The 19,697-nt window shown below is 55.2% G+C and carries 19 protein-coding genes and 1 CRISPR repeat array; of the genes, 3 read left to right on the top strand and 16 right to left on the bottom strand.

What is annotated here, in order from left to right:
- Positions 1–391 precede the first annotated feature (391 nt).
- A CRISPR array of direct repeats spans positions 392–786; the repeat unit is 29 nt; unit sequence CGGTTCATCCCCACGTGTGTGGGGAACCC.
- 117 nt (positions 787–903) lie between these two features.
- The 11 genes from cas2e to L2W58_RS10705 form a co-directional block, all read right to left on the bottom strand.
- Entirely contained in the window at positions 904–1,116 is a 213-nt protein-coding gene (gene cas2e, locus L2W58_RS10755; protein WP_236103341.1) for a type I-E CRISPR-associated endoribonuclease Cas2e, read from the bottom strand.
- Positions 1,091–2,017 (bottom strand): type I-E CRISPR-associated endonuclease Cas1e, encoded by a 927-nt coding sequence (gene cas1e / locus L2W58_RS10750; RefSeq protein ID WP_255700514.1) that lies wholly within the window; start codon positions 2,015–2,017, stop codon positions 1,091–1,093. The genes cas2e and cas1e overlap by 26 nt, the downstream gene beginning before the upstream one ends.
- The gene (cas6e, locus tag L2W58_RS10745; protein ID WP_236103340.1) at positions 2,014–2,571 is read right to left on the bottom strand and encodes a type I-E CRISPR-associated protein Cas6/Cse3/CasE; all 558 of its coding nucleotides are present in this window, start codon (positions 2,569–2,571) and stop codon (positions 2,014–2,016) included. Before cas6e ends, cas1e begins: the two co-directional genes overlap by 4 nt.
- The gene (cas5e, locus tag L2W58_RS10740; RefSeq protein WP_236103339.1) at positions 2,558–3,277 is read right to left on the bottom strand and encodes a type I-E CRISPR-associated protein Cas5/CasD; all 720 of its coding nucleotides are present in this window, start codon (positions 3,275–3,277) and stop codon (positions 2,558–2,560) included. The genes cas6e and cas5e overlap by 14 nt, the downstream gene beginning before the upstream one ends.
- Before the next feature lie 9 nt (positions 3,278–3,286).
- The gene (gene cas7e, locus L2W58_RS10735; RefSeq protein WP_236103338.1) at positions 3,287–4,396 is read right to left on the bottom strand and encodes a type I-E CRISPR-associated protein Cas7/Cse4/CasC; all 1,110 of its coding nucleotides are present in this window, start codon (positions 4,394–4,396) and stop codon (positions 3,287–3,289) included.
- A 3-nt stretch (positions 4,397–4,399) separates the two neighbouring features.
- Complete coding sequence (gene casB, locus L2W58_RS10730; protein WP_236103337.1) at positions 4,400–4,855, bottom strand: type I-E CRISPR-associated protein Cse2/CasB; 456 nt, start codon at positions 4,853–4,855, stop codon at positions 4,400–4,402.
- Between the two features lie 19 nt (positions 4,856–4,874).
- Positions 4,875–6,359 (bottom strand): type I-E CRISPR-associated protein Cse1/CasA, encoded by a 1,485-nt coding sequence (casA, locus tag L2W58_RS10725; RefSeq protein WP_236103336.1) that lies wholly within the window; start codon positions 6,357–6,359, stop codon positions 4,875–4,877.
- Positions 6,356–8,881, bottom strand: a complete 2,526-nt coding sequence (cas3, locus tag L2W58_RS10720) for a CRISPR-associated helicase/endonuclease Cas3 (protein WP_236103364.1) — start codon at positions 8,879–8,881, stop codon at positions 6,356–6,358. The genes casA and cas3 overlap by 4 nt, the downstream gene beginning before the upstream one ends.
- Positions 8,882–9,169: 288 nt before the next feature.
- Entirely contained in the window at positions 9,170–9,880 is a 711-nt protein-coding gene (locus tag L2W58_RS10715) for a B3/B4 domain-containing protein (protein ID WP_236103335.1), read from the bottom strand.
- Positions 9,881–9,899: 19 nt separating this feature from the next.
- A complete protein-coding gene (locus L2W58_RS10710; RefSeq protein WP_236103334.1) occupies positions 9,900–10,283 on the bottom strand; it encodes an arginase family protein in 384 nt (127 codons plus the stop codon).
- A 27-nt stretch (positions 10,284–10,310) separates the two neighbouring features.
- Complete coding sequence (locus L2W58_RS10705) at positions 10,311–12,035, bottom strand: dipeptidase (RefSeq protein WP_236103333.1); 1,725 nt, start codon at positions 12,033–12,035, stop codon at positions 10,311–10,313.
- 219 nt (positions 12,036–12,254) lie between these two features.
- Between L2W58_RS10705 and L2W58_RS10700 the strand changes: the two genes are divergently transcribed.
- Together L2W58_RS10700 and L2W58_RS10695 are read left to right on the top strand one after the other, a co-directional pair.
- Complete coding sequence (locus L2W58_RS10700) at positions 12,255–14,222, top strand: OPT family oligopeptide transporter (protein WP_236103332.1); 1,968 nt, start codon at positions 12,255–12,257, stop codon at positions 14,220–14,222.
- Between the two features lie 119 nt (positions 14,223–14,341).
- Complete coding sequence (locus L2W58_RS10695) at positions 14,342–15,340, top strand: hypothetical protein (RefSeq protein WP_236103331.1); 999 nt, start codon at positions 14,342–14,344, stop codon at positions 15,338–15,340.
- On the opposite strand, the gene L2W58_RS10690 is transcribed toward L2W58_RS10695, so the two are convergent.
- Positions 15,319–15,918, bottom strand: coding sequence for a LysE family translocator (locus L2W58_RS10690; RefSeq protein ID WP_236103330.1), 600 nt, complete (start codon positions 15,916–15,918; stop codon positions 15,319–15,321). The two genes, L2W58_RS10695 and L2W58_RS10690, sit on opposite strands and share 22 nt — an antisense overlap.
- Positions 15,915–16,817: a DMT family transporter gene (locus L2W58_RS10685; RefSeq protein ID WP_236103329.1), complete on the bottom strand. Its 903-nt coding sequence runs from the start codon at positions 16,815–16,817 to the stop codon at positions 15,915–15,917. Before L2W58_RS10685 ends, L2W58_RS10690 begins: the two co-directional genes overlap by 4 nt.
- A gap of 189 nt (positions 16,818–17,006) precedes the next feature.
- On the opposite strand from L2W58_RS10685, the gene L2W58_RS10680 reads away from it, so the two are divergent.
- Positions 17,007–17,609: a pentapeptide repeat-containing protein gene (locus L2W58_RS10680; protein ID WP_236103328.1), complete on the top strand. Its 603-nt coding sequence runs from the start codon at positions 17,007–17,009 to the stop codon at positions 17,607–17,609.
- Here L2W58_RS10680 and panD read toward each other — a convergent pair.
- From panD to L2W58_RS10665, 3 genes are all read right to left on the bottom strand, one after another.
- Positions 17,606–17,998: an aspartate 1-decarboxylase gene (gene panD, locus L2W58_RS10675; protein WP_236103363.1), complete on the bottom strand. Its 393-nt coding sequence runs from the start codon at positions 17,996–17,998 to the stop codon at positions 17,606–17,608. The genes L2W58_RS10680 and panD overlap by 4 nt on opposite strands.
- Positions 17,998–18,846 (bottom strand): pantoate--beta-alanine ligase, encoded by an 849-nt coding sequence (panC, locus tag L2W58_RS10670; protein WP_255700513.1) that lies wholly within the window; start codon positions 18,844–18,846, stop codon positions 17,998–18,000. Before panC ends, panD begins: the two co-directional genes overlap by 1 nt.
- A 100-nt stretch (positions 18,847–18,946) precedes the next feature.
- Positions 18,947–19,681: an NADH-quinone oxidoreductase subunit B family protein gene (locus L2W58_RS10665; protein WP_236103327.1), complete on the bottom strand. Its 735-nt coding sequence runs from the start codon at positions 19,679–19,681 to the stop codon at positions 18,947–18,949.
- Between the last annotated feature and the right edge of the window lie 16 nt (positions 19,682–19,697).

Below are 19,697 nucleotides of genomic sequence, written 5' to 3'. Positions count from 1 at the left end.
CGTGAAAAACCCTCTAATCTGGATCGCCTAAAAAAACTCGGGCTCAAGATCGACCAGAATAAACACATCCGCTACCAGCAAAAAGTAAGCCAACATTTGCGTTTTTCATGTCAGTGAATCTTTTTCCCATTGATTTCGAAAATATCCTCGCCGATAACCTCCAATAGAGTCCCAGGTTCGAATTCAGATGAACCACCAGGCTTGACTTGGACATAGAAAGAGAAATAGTCTTCCCAAAGAAGGGTCTCAAATCGACAGATCAGGTGACGCCCATCCTTGAAAGTTATCTTCATATTTTTAGATTCATCATGCCTTCGGATTGCTTCAAGTAACTCCACAACGTCACCGCCTTTCTGGGAAACTACCGAGATCCTCTAGATAATAGCCGAATCGGTTCATCCCCACGTTTGTGGGGAACCCATTCTCCCAGGGTCGATATACTCGTGTTCGTGCGGTTCATCCCCACGTGTGTGGGGAACCCAGATAGGCCGCCTGATCCGGCCCAAGGAAGATCGGTTCATCCCCACGTGTGTGGGGAACCCGGGCGCACGAACGGCGCAATCCTCCTTTTTCCCGGTTCATCCCCACGTGTGTGGGGAACCCTAATAACCGGAGGTCGGGAAACGATACAGGCTCGGTTCATCCCCACGTGTGTGGGGAACCCAGGTATTCCACGTACTCCTCTATGCCGTCAAACGGTTCATCCCCACGTGTGTGGGGAACCCAGCCAGTTGGACGCCCGCCGGACGAACCCCTCCGGTTCATCCCCACGTGTGTGGGGAACCCTCTTTTTCTTCTGCGAAAAACCCCTTATAAGGTATTTTTCGACGCATCTTGAGGGGTATAGCGGCTCAACAAAAGACCACAGCAATCCACCGGCTCCCGCCTGTTTTCGCCCAATGATCAAAACTCAAAACCACTCTCGGTTGGGGCACTCCAAACCATGACAGCGTTTCCATCTCCTATTCCAAGAGATATATTTTCCCATATAAACTCTCTTATTCGTCTGGAATAATCCCCCACGTACACGCCAGTCCGGATTTCCAAAAGCCATACCGCCAGCCGGCCTCTCAATCTATCAGGAACGTTTTCAACCACGATGACCAACGTCGCCAAGGCCCTTCTCCTCCTCGAATGCCGGTCCCATGGCCTCCTCGGGAGGAGGCGGAACGGGAAGCCCTCCGGCGGATAGCATATCCTCTATAGACGGTATCAATCTCTTAAGGATCTTCGTCTGACGGAATATGTCGCGACAGGCTCTGCGAACCTCCCCTTCCGGATCCTCCGGGTTCTGACCGGCTATCCGAAAGGCCACAGGAACGACCGTCTCGAACTTAAAGACATCGGCAACGTCAAAGACGAAAGACCTCGGCTTTCCTGTGTGTATAAAACCTATCGCCGGGGAATAACCGGCCGCCAAGATGGCCGCCTCACATACGCCGTAAAGACATGCTGTTGCCGAACTGAGACATCGATTCGACGAATCAGCCGCCGAGGCATTTCGATGATCGTATCGACGGCCGTCCCATTTAACGCCGTATCGTTTAGCCAGCTGTTTATATAGGGTTTTTACCCGACCGCCCTCCACACCTCTAAGCTGATCTACGGAATGATTCGGATTACACGGTGCATTGAAACGAAGCTCGTACATTTTACGCACGACCCTAAGCCTGGCCTCGTCGTTCAGCGCCAGGGAGGCCTGATAAAGCAACCTGTCCGCTCTAGCACCACCAGGCTGTCCGGCTCCGTAAAGCCTGACACCAGCTTCTCCGATCCAGATCAGCAAAGTGCCGACCCTGGCCGCCAAGGCCACAGCGGCATGGGAGATACGTGCTCCAGGTTCCAGCATTATGCAACATATTCCACCCACAGGGATATGGGTCCGAACGCCCGTACCGTCCACGACGACGAAGGTTCCGTCCCTTACGTCCACCATACCCCTTTCCACGAAAGCCAAACTGGATCGATCCTTTATGGGTATAGGTGAAAGCTTTGGAAGTGGTCGATAAAAACTCATAGCCGCTTCAAAAGGAGCATTCCACAGCCGAAGGCCTTGGCCGGCCCAAGTCCCTTTTTCATCAACGAAAGCAGTGCCTCTCCGTTTTTAGGACGTAAAATCCCCCTATAATCAACCGTAACGATTTTGCCAGCCATATCCCTTTTCTTAAAGTAGATCTCGCTTCTGCTCTGCACGGTGACATCCTCGATCTCGCAGATTCCCTCCATCTTTCGATTAAGCCATTCTACAAGAGCCTGCTCCCCCACCAGAGGGACTCTGCATCGGGCCTCGGCAAGCCTCTTTACCGGATTCGCTCTCACAGTAAAAATGTAAGGACCTTCGTCGATGCGAGGATCGAAGACGGAAGACCTATGAAACGTGGCTCCCTGGAACTTTCTAGGCTCGTTTTGGGATAACATCAAAACCGATATAGATCTGAACTGCTTCTCCCAACGAAACAAAAACGACCGTTTGCCATCCGGCATATCGGGAAAAGCCTCCCATAGTTTTCGATGGATCTCATACGGGTTATGGCTTCTGGACCAGGGCAACCTCCATTCACTCAGATACATTGCCTCCACCTCCTTCCGACACGGTGGAAACGTAGATCGTCCTAGTATCGAACTGCCTTGTTCGTTTAAACCGCGGAACATCCCGGATCCTCATGCTAACGCCTTTCTCTCCCGGGTCGTCCTCGACGTATAAAATCCCCCATCCTGGAGCGGTTCGGCTCAACGCATCATAAGCCGATTCGGCCTCGACCATCCCGTCGAAAAGAGGCCTGCCGAGAGGGCAGCTTTTTCTGCCTAGATAGGGGGTGAATTTAGGGGATCTCAACGCTTCTTCTATACGATCCAGACCGAACGCCGCTTCTTCCGTTTCCCACAGGACCACCGAAAAACAGGCATCCTCCAGATATTCCCTACGGGTGACCTCGGTAGGCTTGATATCTCCTCCCACGGTCCTGACATCCTGAACTGTGTGAAAATCCTCCAATTTTCCCGGATCACATCCAATCGACTTCATCAGAGACAGGTTCTCATCGGAGATGTCCCAAAAGACATCTCTGCACCCGTCAAGTCTGGCTCCGTAGCGATAGGAACTGTCCAATTCAGCTAAAGCCTCGTGATCTCGGCGGGTCAATCCCAGACAGGCACCGATCAGACCGGTAATTCCCGACCTAGTAGGAAAGACCTCTGTGGGACGATAGGTCTCGAAGGTATGGCGTCCCCAGGCTTGAAGGATGCCCTGAAGTCTAATTATCAGGTAGCGACACATGGCATCGGATTATTCTTTTATCCACTCGAGCAACTCTTTCAGAGAGCCGACCCGTTCAGTTAAAGATGTGTCCCTGATCGAGAATACCGCCGACTCCTCGTCCAGACCGTAGCCGCTGTGGACTAGGTCTCTGTACCCCGATAGAGCCTTTATGGATGGGTCCATCAAACCGCTTCGCCTGTCGCCGGAAACTGGCCTTTCGAAGGCATTATGAAGGGATACGGGTATATCGGACTTTACGGCCAACACCAGATCGGCCAAAGAGTAGGAGGCAAAGCTTTTCTGTTTCCCCGTTGGCACAACGGTAGAGAGAAGTTCCGTAAACCCGGCAGCCGTATCAATCGCCCTTTCTTTATCTCCGCCTAGGTTCTTCTCAAGAAGATCCATATTTATCGAGGCATAGCGATAGAAAACCCCCGATCCGAATTCCTGGGTGTTGAGATGCCCTGCTCCCGTCTCCTCCGTCTCGCAGGTCAGATCGTCCATGGCGGTAAACCAGTCGATCTCTGCCTCCATGGCATGGGTGGTTATGGAATGGGACAGAGACATGGCTCCCTCTACGGAGTCAAGTATTCCAGAGGCACACATCCTGCCGGAAAGGGCTATGTCGGCACAGGATACGCCTGCCTTTTTAAACTCGTCGGCCGCCTTCTCCATTGCCTTATCGATGTCTTTGTCCCCGGTTTTATTTTTTGGGGAAGCTTTATCCGCCATCTTGAGGATTTTATCCTCAGGGGTATTCTTTTCAACTATGGCGGAGTGGACGGCCTCCACGATCGACTCGAACTCGTCGATCATCCACGGAGTCACGACGCTGTTTTGCATCCCGGAAGAATTGATTACCAATTTAAGCTCGCCATCGGAGAATCTGTCGAATCTGGGGATCGATCTTAGATATCCCATCAAGGCCTCGTTATTCCTGGTCCTCACCGAAGGATCCCCGAAAAGCTCCCTGTACTTGTCGCTTCTCCGTATCACCCTCTTCAGACACTGGCTGGAGACCCTCACCCGCCTCACCCCTCCGAAACGAGCCGATTTCTGCATGTTCATATCGTCTCTGTTGAGACAGGACGGACTGTGGGAAATTAAAACGTGAAGGTTCAAGAACCTGCGATCCATGATTTATGCCTCCTCCGAATAGGACGATTTTTTAGCCATAAAATAGCTTTCCACGATACGCCGTTTCTGTACCTCTCCCCAAAACCAGAGGGTTTTTCCAAAATCGTTCCAGTCCAGACCGATCTTCAAATATCTCAACAGCCTCCGCATATGAAGGATGTCCTGAGGATAGTCGGAACGAACCGTCTGAAAGACACGCTGTTCCGAGATTTTCCTCTCCGCATAGGCCATTTGCCTCCCTAGCTGAGAGGCCCCATCCTCTTGTTTCGCCCATGGCAACAGAAACACTACACGCTGCCACTGAGAAGAGGGAGGTTCTCCCTCCGGCAAAAGTCGATAGAGGGCACCTCTTAAAACCAGATCACTTGGGAGCTCGGCACGGCTTATCTCCGCCCTTCCACCGCTGGACATTCCGTCGAACGTTTCCTTTATCCTTACAAAATCGAATTCAGGGGACAAAACAAGACCTCCTTTTACGTCATTCGATGGATTTATGGAGCCTATCCATAGCTGCTTCCAGGTTCTTTTTAGCAGTGACATAGGCCAACAACCCGTGAGGCTGATCCATATAGGGCCTGGCGACCTCCTCAAGAATTTTGGAACACAGGACCTTCAGCCGATCGGCAAGTTCCAGGCGGAACGCCTTCTCCCTGTTCCATTCGGTGTACTGAAGCGCCTCGTGCATCAGCGATTCGGTTTTCTGGAAAAACATCTTCCTTGCCCGTTCCTTGAGACCACCACCATCGCCAGACACCCTCTTGCCCAACCCGAAACTCTTGCCACTCAGCTCTTTTTCATATCCGACGGCCAGTTCTACTCGACCGTCGATATCTTCGATATGCTCCGGCCAACCGGATCCCAGAGATATCACCTGATGGTGCCTCTCCAGGATGGAAGCCTGTCTGTTGGTATAGCCTCCGACGCTCAGGTTCAGCCGCTCGTGAGAAACGAAGTTTTTATAATGCTCCAAAACCAGCTCGGGCTGGTGTCCGTCCTGCCATCTCAAAAACTCGGAAAAGCGAGTCCAGAGAGGGGCCACTCCCCTAAACGTGACCCCGTTCCATTTCCCCTTGTCCATAAGTCTGGCCCCGTGAGGATGAGGCCACATAACGCCGTCAAGATCGTATTTGAACTTCCTCTTCCAAAATGACAAAGTTGATCTGGACATCCTAAGACCACAGCAGTCACACGTCCCTTCTCCATCCGACCACTCAAGAAAAAGGCTAGCGGGCTGCCAGAACAGCCCCCTCAAGAGACCAATTTCCTCAGTCCGAACCACGTCTCCCTCGCCCATCTGTAAAATCCAGTTAGGCACGTCGTTTTTCTCATCCACCGACGGAAGTCTTCCCTCCACAAAGTCGCAGGGGAGAGCGTTTTTCCAGACCATGAGTCTGAGGTTTTCATCATATATGAGGGCCGTAACAGGTCCCGCCTTTCGCAGAGGATCCTTGAAACCTCCCCCAAAGGAGGGGGCCTCGGTAGCCTGGTTGAAAAGAGCCATAGCGGCACACGAGGGACACATACACCGGATATCCCCGGCCCCGTTGAAAAGACAGCCGGACCCCTTTCCCTCTGGAAGTCCCGGAAGAAGCTTGGCTATTCCGGTCTTTTCCTTAGCCAGATCCTTCCCTTTAGAGGTCATATACTCTAAAACCCTGGGATCCTGCATAAACGGAGTTTTCTCATGCTCCAGGTCGAACCAGTCCATCTTTATCGCCGCGGCCTCTCGATACTCCACTGGATCAAGGGGCGTCTCCAGTCTTCCCCGAAGCTCCTCGTCGTTTTCGGGCGCTAAGACGGCCTGGGTCAGACACACTAGCAACTGCAAAGCTGCCAGTTCCATATCGTCCCTTGGATGGCATATGGAATAGCATCTATCGGAACATAGAAGCTCCTCCACGGATATTTGAGTCATGGACGCCCCGTCGGAAACGGGAATCCACCTATCCGACAGCAAGTTCATCGTTCTTTCATCACCCTTTCCAGCCCAAACTGCGACGAGTACCGCAGAATCATGGGAGAGGTCGTCTCCCAACCGTCTTCTACCCTGTCCACCGGTAAAAAGAATATCCCGTCCCGTTGCTCCAGTTTCCCCAGGTACTTGCCCCAGCCTGCCGGGACCGATACGGCCTGCATATCCACCACTTCCAGAGTCCCCGGCATATCGGACACGGACGCGAGAGGTGTCCCGTCTGGATCCATCAGACATTTCGTCGCACAGTCATAGGGCAGGACCGTCAGGCTCATCTCGCCATCTCTGGTCAATTTTGCCGCCTCAGCCCCGGTGTCGGACAGGTTCAGAGAGGACTTGACCAGGGATATGGCGGCGAACTCCTTGCCCATCTGTCCGTTTCGCCATTCCTGGTTGGCTTTAGTTACATGATCCGGCTCACCGAACATGGGCTCGTCACCGTAAATCGTCTCTATCCAATCCCTGTATGCGTCGGGAAACGTTATGGATTTCCTCTCCTCCAACATAATTCTGGTCCTCCAAAGAAGAGCCTCGTTCTCGTAGACGATACCGTGAAGGCCAAAATCGTCCCCCGTAGGAGTCAAAACAATCGCCTTGGGAGGAACGCCGTCTCCGTGAAGAGAATCGTGGCGATGGAGCCTGCCTAAACGCTGAAATAGGAGATCCGCCGGGCAGAGCTGGGAGACCATAAGGTCAAAGTCCAGGTCCAGACTCTGTTCCACCACCTGGGTGGCAACCAGGATTCCGCCAATTCCGGGGGTACGTCCTGGACCGTAGCGATGGATAACGTGGCTCTCTATAACCGCACGATCCCGGAAGGTATATCGAGCGTGAAACAGGTCGACAGGAACGGACGACATCGATTTAAGCTTACGAGCTACTCTTTGGGCATGATCCACGAGATTGCATATGAATGCGACGGTTTTACCGTTCTCGGTCTCTTTGACAAGTCGCTCGAGAAGTTCATCGCTGGGAATGGCGCAATCGGAACGAATCGTCTCTATAGACACGATTCGTTTGGGAGGAGAGTCGAAGGGAATACGGCAGTCTATACTACCCGGTCTGGCAAGAGTAACGAGAGGATAGGAATTAGAAGAAGGTAAAGAGGCATCTTGACCGCTCCATAGAGAGGTCAATCGGAGTAGACGACTATGCTGGAGCGTGGCGGAAAGCAGGATGGCACACCCCCCAGAGTCCCTCTGAAACTGGAGGACCTGCTCGAGAAGACCGTTCATGTAGCTGTCGTAAGCGTGGATCTCGTCCACTATCAGGACGCTCCGGGATATTCCGAAAGACCTCACGAAGCCGTGTCGAACGGGAAGCACGCTCAGAAGCACCTGATCCACCGTGCAGACACCTATCTGCCCCAAGAAGGCCCGCTTCTTTCCCGACGCCAACCAACGGGAACACTGGACAAGACCGTCCTCTCCAGATGAAAGGCTGGCCCCTTTTTTCATAATCGATCGAAATCCACTGTTGAATCGGGACTTGCCATGAGCCAAGACGACGTTTGCCGAACCAGGGAAAAGCACGGGAGCTATCCTGGTCAAGCGATCGAACATGGCGTTCGCCGTGGCCTGGGTGGGAAGGGCGAATATGACGGAATCGGCCCGACCATCAGCCAACCAGCGGGAAGCAAGGGCCAGGGCGGCCTCGGTCTTTCCCGATCCGGTAGGAGCCTCCATGACGGCCAGAGATGGGGAACCATCATCGAGATCCTCCAGAGATAGGGTCTGGATGCCCCTAGGAGTCCATCCCGTAAACAGACCGTCCATACCGCATCTGCCCGACCTATCTCCTATCAGGCCACACTCTCTCAAGGCGGTCTCGGCCAGTGGAAATCGTTCGTCCATGTAATCCTCTGGAGAGATGGATTCAGAACGATAGGGGAACCACTCCTCGTTGGACGCCAGCCAATCGCAGATGGAACAAAACCCCAACAGACCATAGGGAGGCTCTCCGATATTTTCTTCGGGAAAATCCTTTAAAAACAGATCCCGACCGAGAGAGGTCATCTGGGAACGGACCCTTTCATCCCGTTCCTTCCAAAGATCCGGGCCGTACCTTTCCGTCTTGATAGAGAGATCCACCGGGGACATCGAACCGTGGTGTGCGGCCACGGACCTCATCCAATCGGTCACAGAGTCGGAATAGACCGCCTTTCTGTCCTTCTCGAACAGGATCAGACCGGCTGGACCGTGCATGTAACCGCGATGCAGCACCTTGTCGACTTCACGGAGATCCCCTGACGACCATAGACGTTCCATAACGGAACGTCCTTTCAGCTGAAACCGAAGGTCTGCCTTACCCAGATCGTGAAGAAAGATAAAATAAGCTACAGGACACTTATCCCGTTCATCCTCGCAATGAAGGGACCGTCTCACGGCAGAACTCAGTTTTAGCCAGCGGAGAGCCACCGACGCCACGTCTAAACAATGATAGACCAAGGGATGCCATTGATCCCCCTCGAATTTTCCCCAGTAACGAAACAGCTCGTCGTCGATAAAAGCCATAGACTTCACCTCTGAGCCACCCTAAAACACCATACCACCAAGCGCCTTAAAATCAAGGATCAATGTCCTCGAAAAAATAAAAAAGGAGTCCCTGAAAATTCAGAGACCTCCTAATAAAGATCTAAAAAAACACGCCCCATAACAGACTACAAACACATGCACCTACGATCAAAATACCTATAAGCCCGGCAATTCCCGCCAAAAGAACCCCTGCCCCATCGGAGGCAAACTTAAAAAGAATTCCCAGTGATCGAAACATATACACTCAGTCCCTTGATTTTTCGTTCGCTATATCTCAAGGCTGTCGTTCTCGTCGTCCAGTATGTGGACAGAGACTTCGCCTCCGCAGTGCTCTCGGACCATCTCGGCCAGCTCGTCCCCTATTGCTTTCAGATCCTCCAAAGAGACGGGAGGCATTCCCTCCACGTTTATGGCCACGTCGGTGGTCGTCTTGGTTATCTTGCTTCTGTCCCCGTTCTTCCAGCACCAGGCGCGACAGAAGACGTCCCTATTGCCGTCGTCGAAGTAGATTATCTCCCCTTCGTCCGGATGTTCCAAAACGTCAGGCTTGCCCAGGGGAACGTAGTCCTCCGTTCCGGACGCCACGTCCAGCCGAAGATCTCCGGTAACCACCGAGAGGTCGTCACCTCCGCAGGGAACCATATGCCTCAGGCTGATGACGTTGAAGATGCATACCAGCTTGTTCACGAAGGGAAGATCGGTCCCCTTGCCGGTCCTCTTTATCAGGTTGGCGACCGATGGAGGATACTTGTTCGGGTTGATGCCCATGGACCGGAAGACCTCCCGCCAAGATGCTATACGGGGAATCTCCTTGTAGTCGGCCAGATCGGACCTCTCCCTAACGTCCGCCTCGGCGGCCCTGAGCTTGGCCATCAGACTGTCGTCCTCTCCCGAATTGTCCGCTCCCTTCACCAGGACCACCGCTCTGCGGTACCCCTCGAACCTCTCGAAAACGCCGGATCCTATCTTTATATTCATGAATACCTCCGTAGATAAACTAATTCTTAGCTTCCCGTCTTTTCAATATATGCCCCATGAACTCCAACAGGGTCATAGCGGCGATGCGGCAGGTGGCGCCGGAAGGATCGTACTGAGGAGCCACCTCCACCAGATCGAGACAGACCACGTTGAACCTCCCGGCTATGCCCCTCAGTATGGCGGCCAGCTCAGGATCGTAGAATCCTCTGGAACCCCTGGCGTACTGGGTAGAGGCCTCCCTTATCCTTCTCGGGCCCAGCCTGGTGCCGCTGAGAAAGCCAACGCCCAGGTCGTAGGGCACGCCGAGCACCGCCATATCCGCCTCGAGTCCATCCGCATCCCCGCAGATGGGATATTTGCCGAAAGAACATATCCCTGTTATGGGCATATCCACTCTTTCCATCCGAACCACCCTTTCCGAATCGTCAGATCAACGCTTCCCGTACTCCGTAGGTCCTTCGGGCCACGAGGTGGTCTTCAGCCACTCCATGGGATAGCCCGCCTCGGTTCCCATCTGGCCCACGTTTATGAACCCGTCGTCGTATTTCACTATAAGCTCTTCGGAGAAATCCCACCAGCCGTCCACGGTACGACCGGCGTTTTCATCGCAGAAGGAGGTCAGAAAACCGGCCAGTTCCTCCGGATTCTTTCGATTTATCTCCATCGCCTCTTTCTCGACCTCTTTGAGCTTTTCGAGGAAACCGGTCTCCATAGCCTCACGGCGGGAGACTATATCGCCGTGGATGGCATCGTATCTGAGTCCCGCCCAGTTGGAGACGAAGTTGAACGCCCACCAGGCGCTGTCTCTGCTGAACAGAGAGGTATCGCAGGTCTCCACCGAATCCGGAAGAGACTCGACCCCTACGAAGAAGGGAATGAACACCGTGTCGGCCGGTTTGTCCAGCCCTAGCCACATTATCCCTCCTATAGGATCGGGGAGCCACCCCCTGGCCTGGTTTACGAAGGCATAGCCGCAGTAGGTCACGGAGATAGGACGTTCCCAGGCTCCGTCGAGCTTGCGTTTCGGGTCTCCTACGTCGCCCTTGCCGTCGTATGGTCCGTAGAAGCGGTCGGGATATCCGAAGGGCCCCGCCGCCACTCCCTTGGTCAGGTCGAACTCGGTGCCCTCGTAATGGTCTCGATGTATGGCCATGACGTCACGAACCGACAGTTTTTTATCCGGCTTGATCGAGAAGGGATAGGCCTTCGTATATCCGTCCTCCACCCAGGGGGAGAGCTCCGAAGAGGGAGCGGCCAGGGAGAAGGCCCGCCAGACCCGGCGCAGGGAGTAGTACGGATGGTTGTACTCCCCAAGGCTAACGGTCCTGAGCCAGTCCAGAGGCCCGTCGGAGGGCTTCCACCAGCCGTGTTTCTCTGCCACGGGAAAGAGCTCTTTCCCCACCATCATGTCCGGATCGTCCCGGTCCACCTCGCGGATGCGAAACTCGTTGGCACCGACGAACATTTCTCCGTCCGGCACCCTCTTGGCGACCCAGAGCCCACCGACCCCCTCCGGAGAGGGAGCCATCTCCATTATCCATCCCTCTTCCGTGTCGGCCACGGGAAGGGTCTCGCCGGTTCCGTAGTAGCCGTATTCCTCTATGAGAGATCCCATCAGGGCTATAGCCTCTCTGGCGGTGCGGCATCTCTCCAACGCCACACGGGAGAGTTCGGAGGAATAGAAGATCCTCTTCCCCGGCTCGGGCTTTGCCGTGATCTTGGCCCCGTCGGTACACTCTCCGAACATCAGCTGATGCTCGTTCATTATGCCGTAGTTGCCGTCGAAATAGGCGTAGGTGTGGGAAACCTGAGGGATGGTTCCGAGGGCGATAGACGGCTCATCTCCCATATAGGCCGGTCCTCTTCCGTCGGCTACCATTCTGGGATAGAGGAAACACCGATACTCGGGGAACTCTCCCATAGCCGCCGCTGAACAGTAGACGGACCTGGTCTCCCCTTTCTCGTGATCCATTGCGGGAACATAGACGATCCTCTCATCCATGAGATCGTTATCGTCCGAATGAGACACGATAACCGAGCCATCCTCGGTAGCGCCCTTGGTAATCAGCATCGTCGTACAGCCAGTAGCGGACGAAACGGTCAGCAAGGTCAACAGGAAAACGACAAACACAGTCGACACCGTAATTTTCTTCACAACAACCCCTCCTTGTTTCGAAAATTAAAAATCATATTCGGATCGTTATTCATTATATGCCCAATCGACTTCGACGCAAAATGCCCAAAAGCCGGACAAAGACGAATCAAAGTTTACATATCCATACAATAGGAACAAAACCTTGACTGCCTATTATATCGGTAAGAAGATAGTTTTGACTTTGGTCAACAGTCTTAATTATTGAAGGAGGAATTTTTTTTGAGTACTTCGGAAGAAACAAAGAAAGAGCCTATTCGCAGGCTGCCCGAAGAGGCCTACGAGGTGATGGACGGGGATCAATATCCGCCCTACGTATCGTCGGATAAGAAGATACCGGAGCTGACCTTCAGGGCCATTTTTCTAGGCTTTATTCTTTCCATCGTCCTTGGAGCAGCCAACGCCTATCTGGGCCTCAAGGTCGGCATGACAGTATCGGCGTCCATACCGGCGGCGGTCATCTCGATGGGCATAATGAGGGGAATCCTCAAGAAGGGGACCATCCTGGAGAACAACATCGTCCAGACCATAGCGTCCTCCGGCGAGTCCCTGGCGGCGGGGGTCATATTCACCGTGCCGGCCCTCTACATACTGGCCCGGACCAACCCTCAGCTGGTCCCCCCCAAGCTGATCACCGTAACCCTCATGTCCGCCCTGGGAGGGCTGCTGGGACTGCTCTTCATGATCCCCCTGCGGCGCTTCCTGATCGTCAAGGAACACGGGAACATCCCCTACCCCGAGGGCGCGGCCTGCGCCGAGGTCCTCGTGGCGGGCGAGGTCGGAGGAGCCCCGGCCAAGACATTGTTCGCATCCCTCGGTCTGGCAGGAGTGTATCGTTTCGCCCAGGCGGGAATGAAGATCTTCCCCGAGGAAATCGAGTGGGGCATCAAGGGCTTCACCGGAGCCCACATAGGCGCCGACATATTCCCGTCCCTCATGGGAGTTGGCTTTATCGTCGGTCGCAGGATAGCCACCATAATGCTCGTCGGAGGCGTAGTCGCCTGGCTGGGAGTCATCCCTCTGATAGAGTTCTTCGGAAGACATTCGGCCGACGCCATCTTCCCGGCGGCGACGGCCGTGTCGGAACTCGGAGTGTGGGGGATATGGAATAAATACATCCGCTACGTCGGAGCCGGAGCGGTTGCTTTCGGAGGACTCCTCAGCTTCGTGGAAGCCCTTCCCACCATTATCAACAGCTTCAAGGCCGTCATGAAACGCTCCAAGAACGACGACGGGACGCCGGAGAGAAGGACCCAGCAGGACCTTCCCGGAAAGATCGTCACATGGGGATCCCTGCTGGTGGCGGTGTCCATGCTATTCGTCCTTCCCATAGACAACACCGTAGCCAGGATAGTGTCCGCCATAGCGGTGGTCGTCTTCGGCTTCTTCTTCGTAACGGTCTCCAGCAGGATCGTCGGTCTGGTCGGAAGCTCCAACAACCCGGTGTCCGGGATGACCATAGCCACCCTTCTGTTGACGGCGATACTGGTAAAGCTCGGCGGGATCTCCGGCATAGAGGGAATACTGGCGAGCCTCACGGCGGGATCGGTGGTCTGCATCGCCCTGGCCTGCGCCGGAGATATGTCTCAGGACCTCAAGACCGGATTCCTTGTCGGATCCACCCCCAAGTATCAGCAGATCGGGGAGATGATCGGAACCGTCGCCGCCGCGCTGGTGATAGGGCTCGTCCTGATAATGCTGGACAGCACCTACGGCTTCGGCTCCAAGGAGCTCCCGGCTCCCCAGGCGGGGCTGATGGCCATGGTCGTCCAGGGGATATTCCAGGGAGACCTGCCCTGGACCCTGGTGTGGATCGGAGCGGCTCTGGGACTCTGCGCCAGACTGGTCCAGATCCCGGTTCTTCCCTTCGGCATCGGCCTGTACCTCCCGATCCACCTCTCCGTGCCGATCTTCTTCGGATCCCTCATCAGAGAGGCAGTCATGAAGAAGTTCCCCAAGGGACACGAGAAGCACAAACCCGCCCTGGAGACGGGAATGCTCATCAGCTCAGGCTTCGTCGCGGGAGACGCTTTGGTGGGTCTTCTGGCCGCCTTCCTGGCCTACGTCGGAGTGGCGGACAAGATAGCCGTAGGCGGGCCCCTCTCGGCGAGCGGAATCGGAGGACTGGTTCTTTTCATGGTGCTGGCTCTCTATATGTACAGAAAGTGCTGCACCGCCGAAGCGGACTAAGACGACTAAAAACAAGACAGCTAAAGGAGGGGCCTTTCGGCCCCTCCTTTGTGTTTATAATAAAGGGGATATATAATCGAAAGAAGAGAGACAGTCCACCAGGAAGGAGATCTTACGCCATGACCCACCTGACGCTTCTGTTCGAGGGGGAAGCCATCTGCTGGGACGAGGAAACGGTCCTTCTCGCAGGCAACGAGCCGGACAAGTTGGATACTTTAGGGAAGCAAGGACTCCTAAGACCGGCAGGAGGCGGAATGATACTTACCGAGGAGGGGCTGGCAGAGAGGGACAAGCTGGCCTCCGAGATGGGAATACCGCTGAAACCCATGGCCGACACCGACCCTGCCACGGCTCTTTGGAGAAACAGGCTCAACCTGCTTTTGGAGAAGGCTTTCCTGGGACGGTGGGGTCTGAAGGAGTTCACCATGGCGGAGAGATTCCCCGTCGTACCCTACCTGAAAGGAGAGGAGCTATTCACCGAGGATAACGGCAGATTCCGCTATCTATGGCCCGAACATCCCTCTGTGAAGGATCTTATGGACACCTTTCCCTTCTGGGGGGTTTCCGCCAGAGAAGAGCCAATTCCGGGGGAAAGGGGACTCGCCGACTGGATAGAGAGAACCGGAGCCCCTACGGGCAACCTGACGGTGGACCTTATGCTGAGAAGCGGCTACGACTTCGACCACTACAGAACCACGGAGACGACACCGGAAGACAGATTCAGGCTTCAGAACACGGATCGACTCTTCTGCCTGAGGGTGAAGGACCCCGACGACCTAAGAGCCGCCGTGACAGCTCTGGGGCAGATAGAGCTGTTCATGCTGGGACAGAGACGGATATACATTCCGGGATGGGCCGACATCGACACGGAGGACCAGGAAAACTGGACCATGGTGCTTCTGGTGACCGACAACGACCAGCAGCTAAACAGGCTGGAGTCGGGGCTCAAGCCGTCGGGAATGGACCTCATAGAGCCGAGCCGCCCTCTTTTTCTATTAGGCACCAGCATAGAGGCCCTCAGAGGCATAAAGACCCCCAAGGAGACCATCTACGACTGGTTCTGCGACGAGGTCCGGCACATCGCCAGACCGGACGTTCATATCAACTCGGCCACCTGAAGAGCTGTCACGACCAACATGGCCGCGAAGAAGTAGTTAAGGGCCCTGCGCCTGCCGGGACTTCCGAGAAAACTCTCTATCCCGACTCCGAACAGGGCCCAAAGGACCACCGAGGAAAAACAGACCGCAGCCAAAAAGAGAGCGGACATCAGCACGGGCAGAGGCCGAGCCAGCAGAGGCCTTAGAAACACCGAGTACAGGGTCAGGCAATAAATCATAACCTTGACGTTGACGCACTGAAGGGTCATCCCCTTTAGGAACCCTCCCTCACCCTCGGAGGAACCGCCCTCGTGGGGAACCTCCCTAACCAGTCCCCAGGCCAACCAGATTATGTAGGCCGCTCCGATCCATTTCATGATCCCCTCGAGCTTTGGGACCAACTCCATCAGAAAGCCGGAAAGAGACCCCCCAAGGATCATCAGCAGGAAAACGCCGGACGCGATTCCCAGCATGTAACCCCAGGTCTTCCCAAGTCCGAACTTCACCGCCATCGCGGCGGAGCTGACGTTGTTCGGACCGGGGGTGAAGGTCGTTATGAACACGTAGGGAATAAGCGCCGCCATATCTATCTTACTCAAGATCTCGCCTCCTTTTTCCTCGCAATACCGTCCGGAAGAGACAGTATCATTATTCCGGTAAAGATAAGGGCTATACCCACAAAAGATCTGGCCCCCAGGCTCTCTCCCAAAAGGAAAACTCCCAGCAAAGAGGCGGTCAGTGGCTCCATGAGGGTCAGTGTACAGGCCGTCGAGATGGGTATCATGGTCAAAGCCACGGAGAACATACCGTAGGGAATCGCCGTTCCTACCAAGCCGAGGGCCAAGGCCACCGAGATCCCCCGAATCGTGACCAGCCAAGCGACTGGATGAAACAAAAACAGAGGAGAGCCCAGAACGGCCCCTCCCAACATGGTGGCGGCTATTACCGCCAGAGGATTTCTGGTTCTCTGAAGCTGCTTCATTCCCAGCCCTATGAATCCGTAGGACGCCCCCGCCCCGACCGCCAAAAGCACGCCTATCAGGTCGACCCGTACCGCTCCGTCACCGAGGGACAGCAGGACACATCCCCCTATGGCCGAGGCCGTCGCCACAGTCCATCTGGGTGTAAGAGACTCTCTCAGAACCGCCTTGGCCAGAAGTCCGGCCAATATGGGGGAACTGCCTATGGTGACCATGGTGCCCACAGCGACTCCGGTTCTTAGAACGGCGGAGAAAAAGAACAGCTGATACACCGCCATGCTGGAGGACGCCATCAAAAGGGTTTTCCAGGGCCATCTTCCGGCAAGAGCATCGGATCCGTATCTGAAAAGCACGAACCCCGCCAAAAACAGCCCCCCCAGGGTCATCCTGAGGACACCTACCACCAGAGGAGACGATCCCTCGGGGGCCAGAGCCTGAAGGGTTCCGGTGGTACCCCAGAACACAGCGGCCAGGAGCACTATGGCCGCTCCCGACCGGACCGAACTATCGCCGCCCATACGCAGCCCTCCCCAAAGACCAAAGACTCTAACGTTCGATAATCTTCGTTATTCTACACCTTAAGCCAGGTCACAAGCCAGAGGAATTACGGTCACATAGATAAAGGTGTCCGAACGGCTGAAAAAGCCTTGCGGACACCTATAAATTACAGTAAACTTAATCTCGAAATTCAGACGGGAGGTCTTAATATGCTGGCACAAGCCGTAGAACGGGCTAGAGAGATGGACGACTACATAGGAGAGGCGACCTTCGAGGGTGAAAACCTGGAAAATCTGGATCTCTCGGGACTGCGTATAGAGTCGGTCCGTCTGACCAACTGCACCTTCTCGGGCTGCGACATGGAGAACATCGGCTTCTACGACGTGGAGCTCAAAAACTGCGACCTATCCAACTGCAAACTGGCCAGAAGCTACTGGAAAAACGCCAAAGTGACCGACTGCAAGGCCCTTGGCAGCTCCTTCGACAGAAGCTCCTTCAAAGGATTATCCCTGACCGGAGGTATCTTCAGCTACTCCAACTACGTGGAGACCTTCTGGGAAAACTGTACCGTAAAGGAATGCGACTTCAAAGACGCCTTCTTTTCAGAGGTCAGATTCAAAAAGGTCGCCCTGTCCAGGGTGAACTTCTCCGGGGTCAGCTTCTTCAAGACGGCCCTTAAAAACCTGGACCTCTCGGACTGCTCCATAGACGGAATAGCGTTTTCCGACACCTTCGCGGAGCTCCGGGGAGCCAAGATCAGCGCCCTGCAGGCGGTGGACCTGGCAGTAAGACTGGGGATAAAGATCGTCTAGACTTCGTTCCCGTCCCCTCTGTCCATATCGAAGACCCTCTCTACCGCTCCGTCCGGACCGATCTTGACGACCTTGGCCCTGTGGGAAGCCGCCTCCTCTGCGTCCATGAGGCACCATGCCATCACTATGACTCGGTCTCCCACCGTGCCCAGCCGTGCAGCCGCCCCGTTCAGGCAGATCTCGCCGCTTCCCCTGGGGGCCTCTATGACGTAGGTCTCGAAACGGCTGCCCGAGGCCATGTCCGCCACCAGGACCTTCTCTCCGATCAGAAACCCCGCCTGGTCTATGAGGTCTCTGTCTATGGATATGCTTCCCTGGTATTCCAGGTTGGCCTCGGTCACTATCGCCCCGTGGAGCTTGCACTTCAACATCTGTAAAAACACTTGCATCACTCTCCCAACACGACGTTGTCTATCAACCTGGTTCGGCCGACCCTGACGGCTAAAGCTATCACGGCGGGATCGCAGATCGATTCCACCTCGGACAGCTCGCAGGCGTCCCTCACCTCGACGTATTCAGGCTCGAGGGCCTCTTCCTCGGACAGTACCGACCGGACCAGATCCCTCAGAACCGATGCAGAGCGTTCTCCCCCATCGAAAGCCTCCTTCGCCTTCGCCAGAGACCGAGACAGGGCCAGGGCGGATCTCCGCTCCTCCTCCGACAGATAGGCGTTTCTGCTGCTGAGGGCCAGACCGTCATCCTCCCTTATCAGAGGGCAGGGCCTTATGTCCACCGGGACGTTCAGATCACGGATCATCCTTCGGAGCACCTGAAGCTGTTGATAATCCTTCATGCCGAAATAGGCCCTGTCGGGACGGACTATGTTGAAAAGCTTCAGCACCACGGTGCAGACTCCTCTGAAATGGCCCGGCCGAGACCCTCCGCACAGAGGGAGGCTCAAGGCGGTCTCGTCCACATAGACCGAGTTTCCCGGAAGGTACATATCCTCAACTCCGGGGGCGAAAAGCACGTCGACCCCCGCTGCGGCCAGCAGGGACAGGTCCTTCTCCTCGTCTCTGGGGTAGCTCTCCAGGTCCTCGCCGGGACAGAACTGAATCGGGTTTACGAAAAGAGAGACAACCGTGACGTCGTTCTCTATCATGCTCTTCTTCACCAGCGACATATGGCCGTCGTGCAGATACCCCATGGTGGGGACCAGGCCGACGGACTGCCCCGCCCTGCGACGTTCCAGGACAAAAGCCGACATTTCCTTCGGTTTGCGTATAATTGAAACCAACGTACCCACTCCTTCGAGGTTCTTCTCTCCGAAATTACGGTGATAATATAGTTCCAAAAGCCGGACTACGCAACCTTCGAGCAGCCCGAAGGAACGGCGGTCATTCTTTAACCTTTCCAAGAAAACGGAGCATTCCGTCCAGGATGGTCAGAGGATGGGGAGGACAGCCCGGAATGTAGAGATCCACCGGAACGGGAAAATCCTCTCTGGAAGAGGCCGTCACGGTACAGGTTCCCACGGCTATCACGAACTTGGGCTCAGGGATGGCCCTGTAGGTCTCTATCACGGCCTCCTCCATGTTCGGAGTGACCGGACCTATGAGGATCATGCCATCGCAGTGTCTTGGAGACGCCCCGTAGTTTATGCCGAACCGTCCCAGATCCCAGGCCAGGGTGTTGAGGACGTTGACGTCCGCCTCGCAGGCCCCGCACCCTCCGGCGCTGACAACCCTGAGGGAGAAGACCTGCCCGTAAAGCCCGGCGGCCCTCTCGTTTAGGGCCAACGGGGGCGAACCGTCTCCCGAGGAGATCAGTCCCTCCCTGGAGGAGGAGCCTAGCCTGTGGTCCGATCCGAAAGACAGAACCCCGTAGGGACAGGCCCTCTGGCACTCGCGGCAGAAAAGACAGAGGCCGAGGTCTATGGTAAGAGATCCGTTTTTCTCTATGGCACCGACCGGACAGGACGAAAGGCAGTGTCCCGGGCAAAGAGAGCAGCGGTCCTGGTCCACCACAGGCAGTCCGGCGAACCTCTCCAGCAGGGCCGGAGGAGGACCGTCGGGATAGGCCATGGTCCTGAAACCCTGTTTCGCCCTCACACGAAGGATATCTAACAGCATAACATCGCCTCCAGTT

Source organism: Dethiosulfovibrio faecalis (assembly GCF_021568795.1).
GTDB lineage: Bacteria > Synergistota > Synergistia > Synergistales > Dethiosulfovibrionaceae > Dethiosulfovibrio > Dethiosulfovibrio faecalis.
The sequence above is the reverse complement of the archived record's forward strand: the minus strand, read 5'-3'. Positions and strand labels throughout refer to the sequence as shown.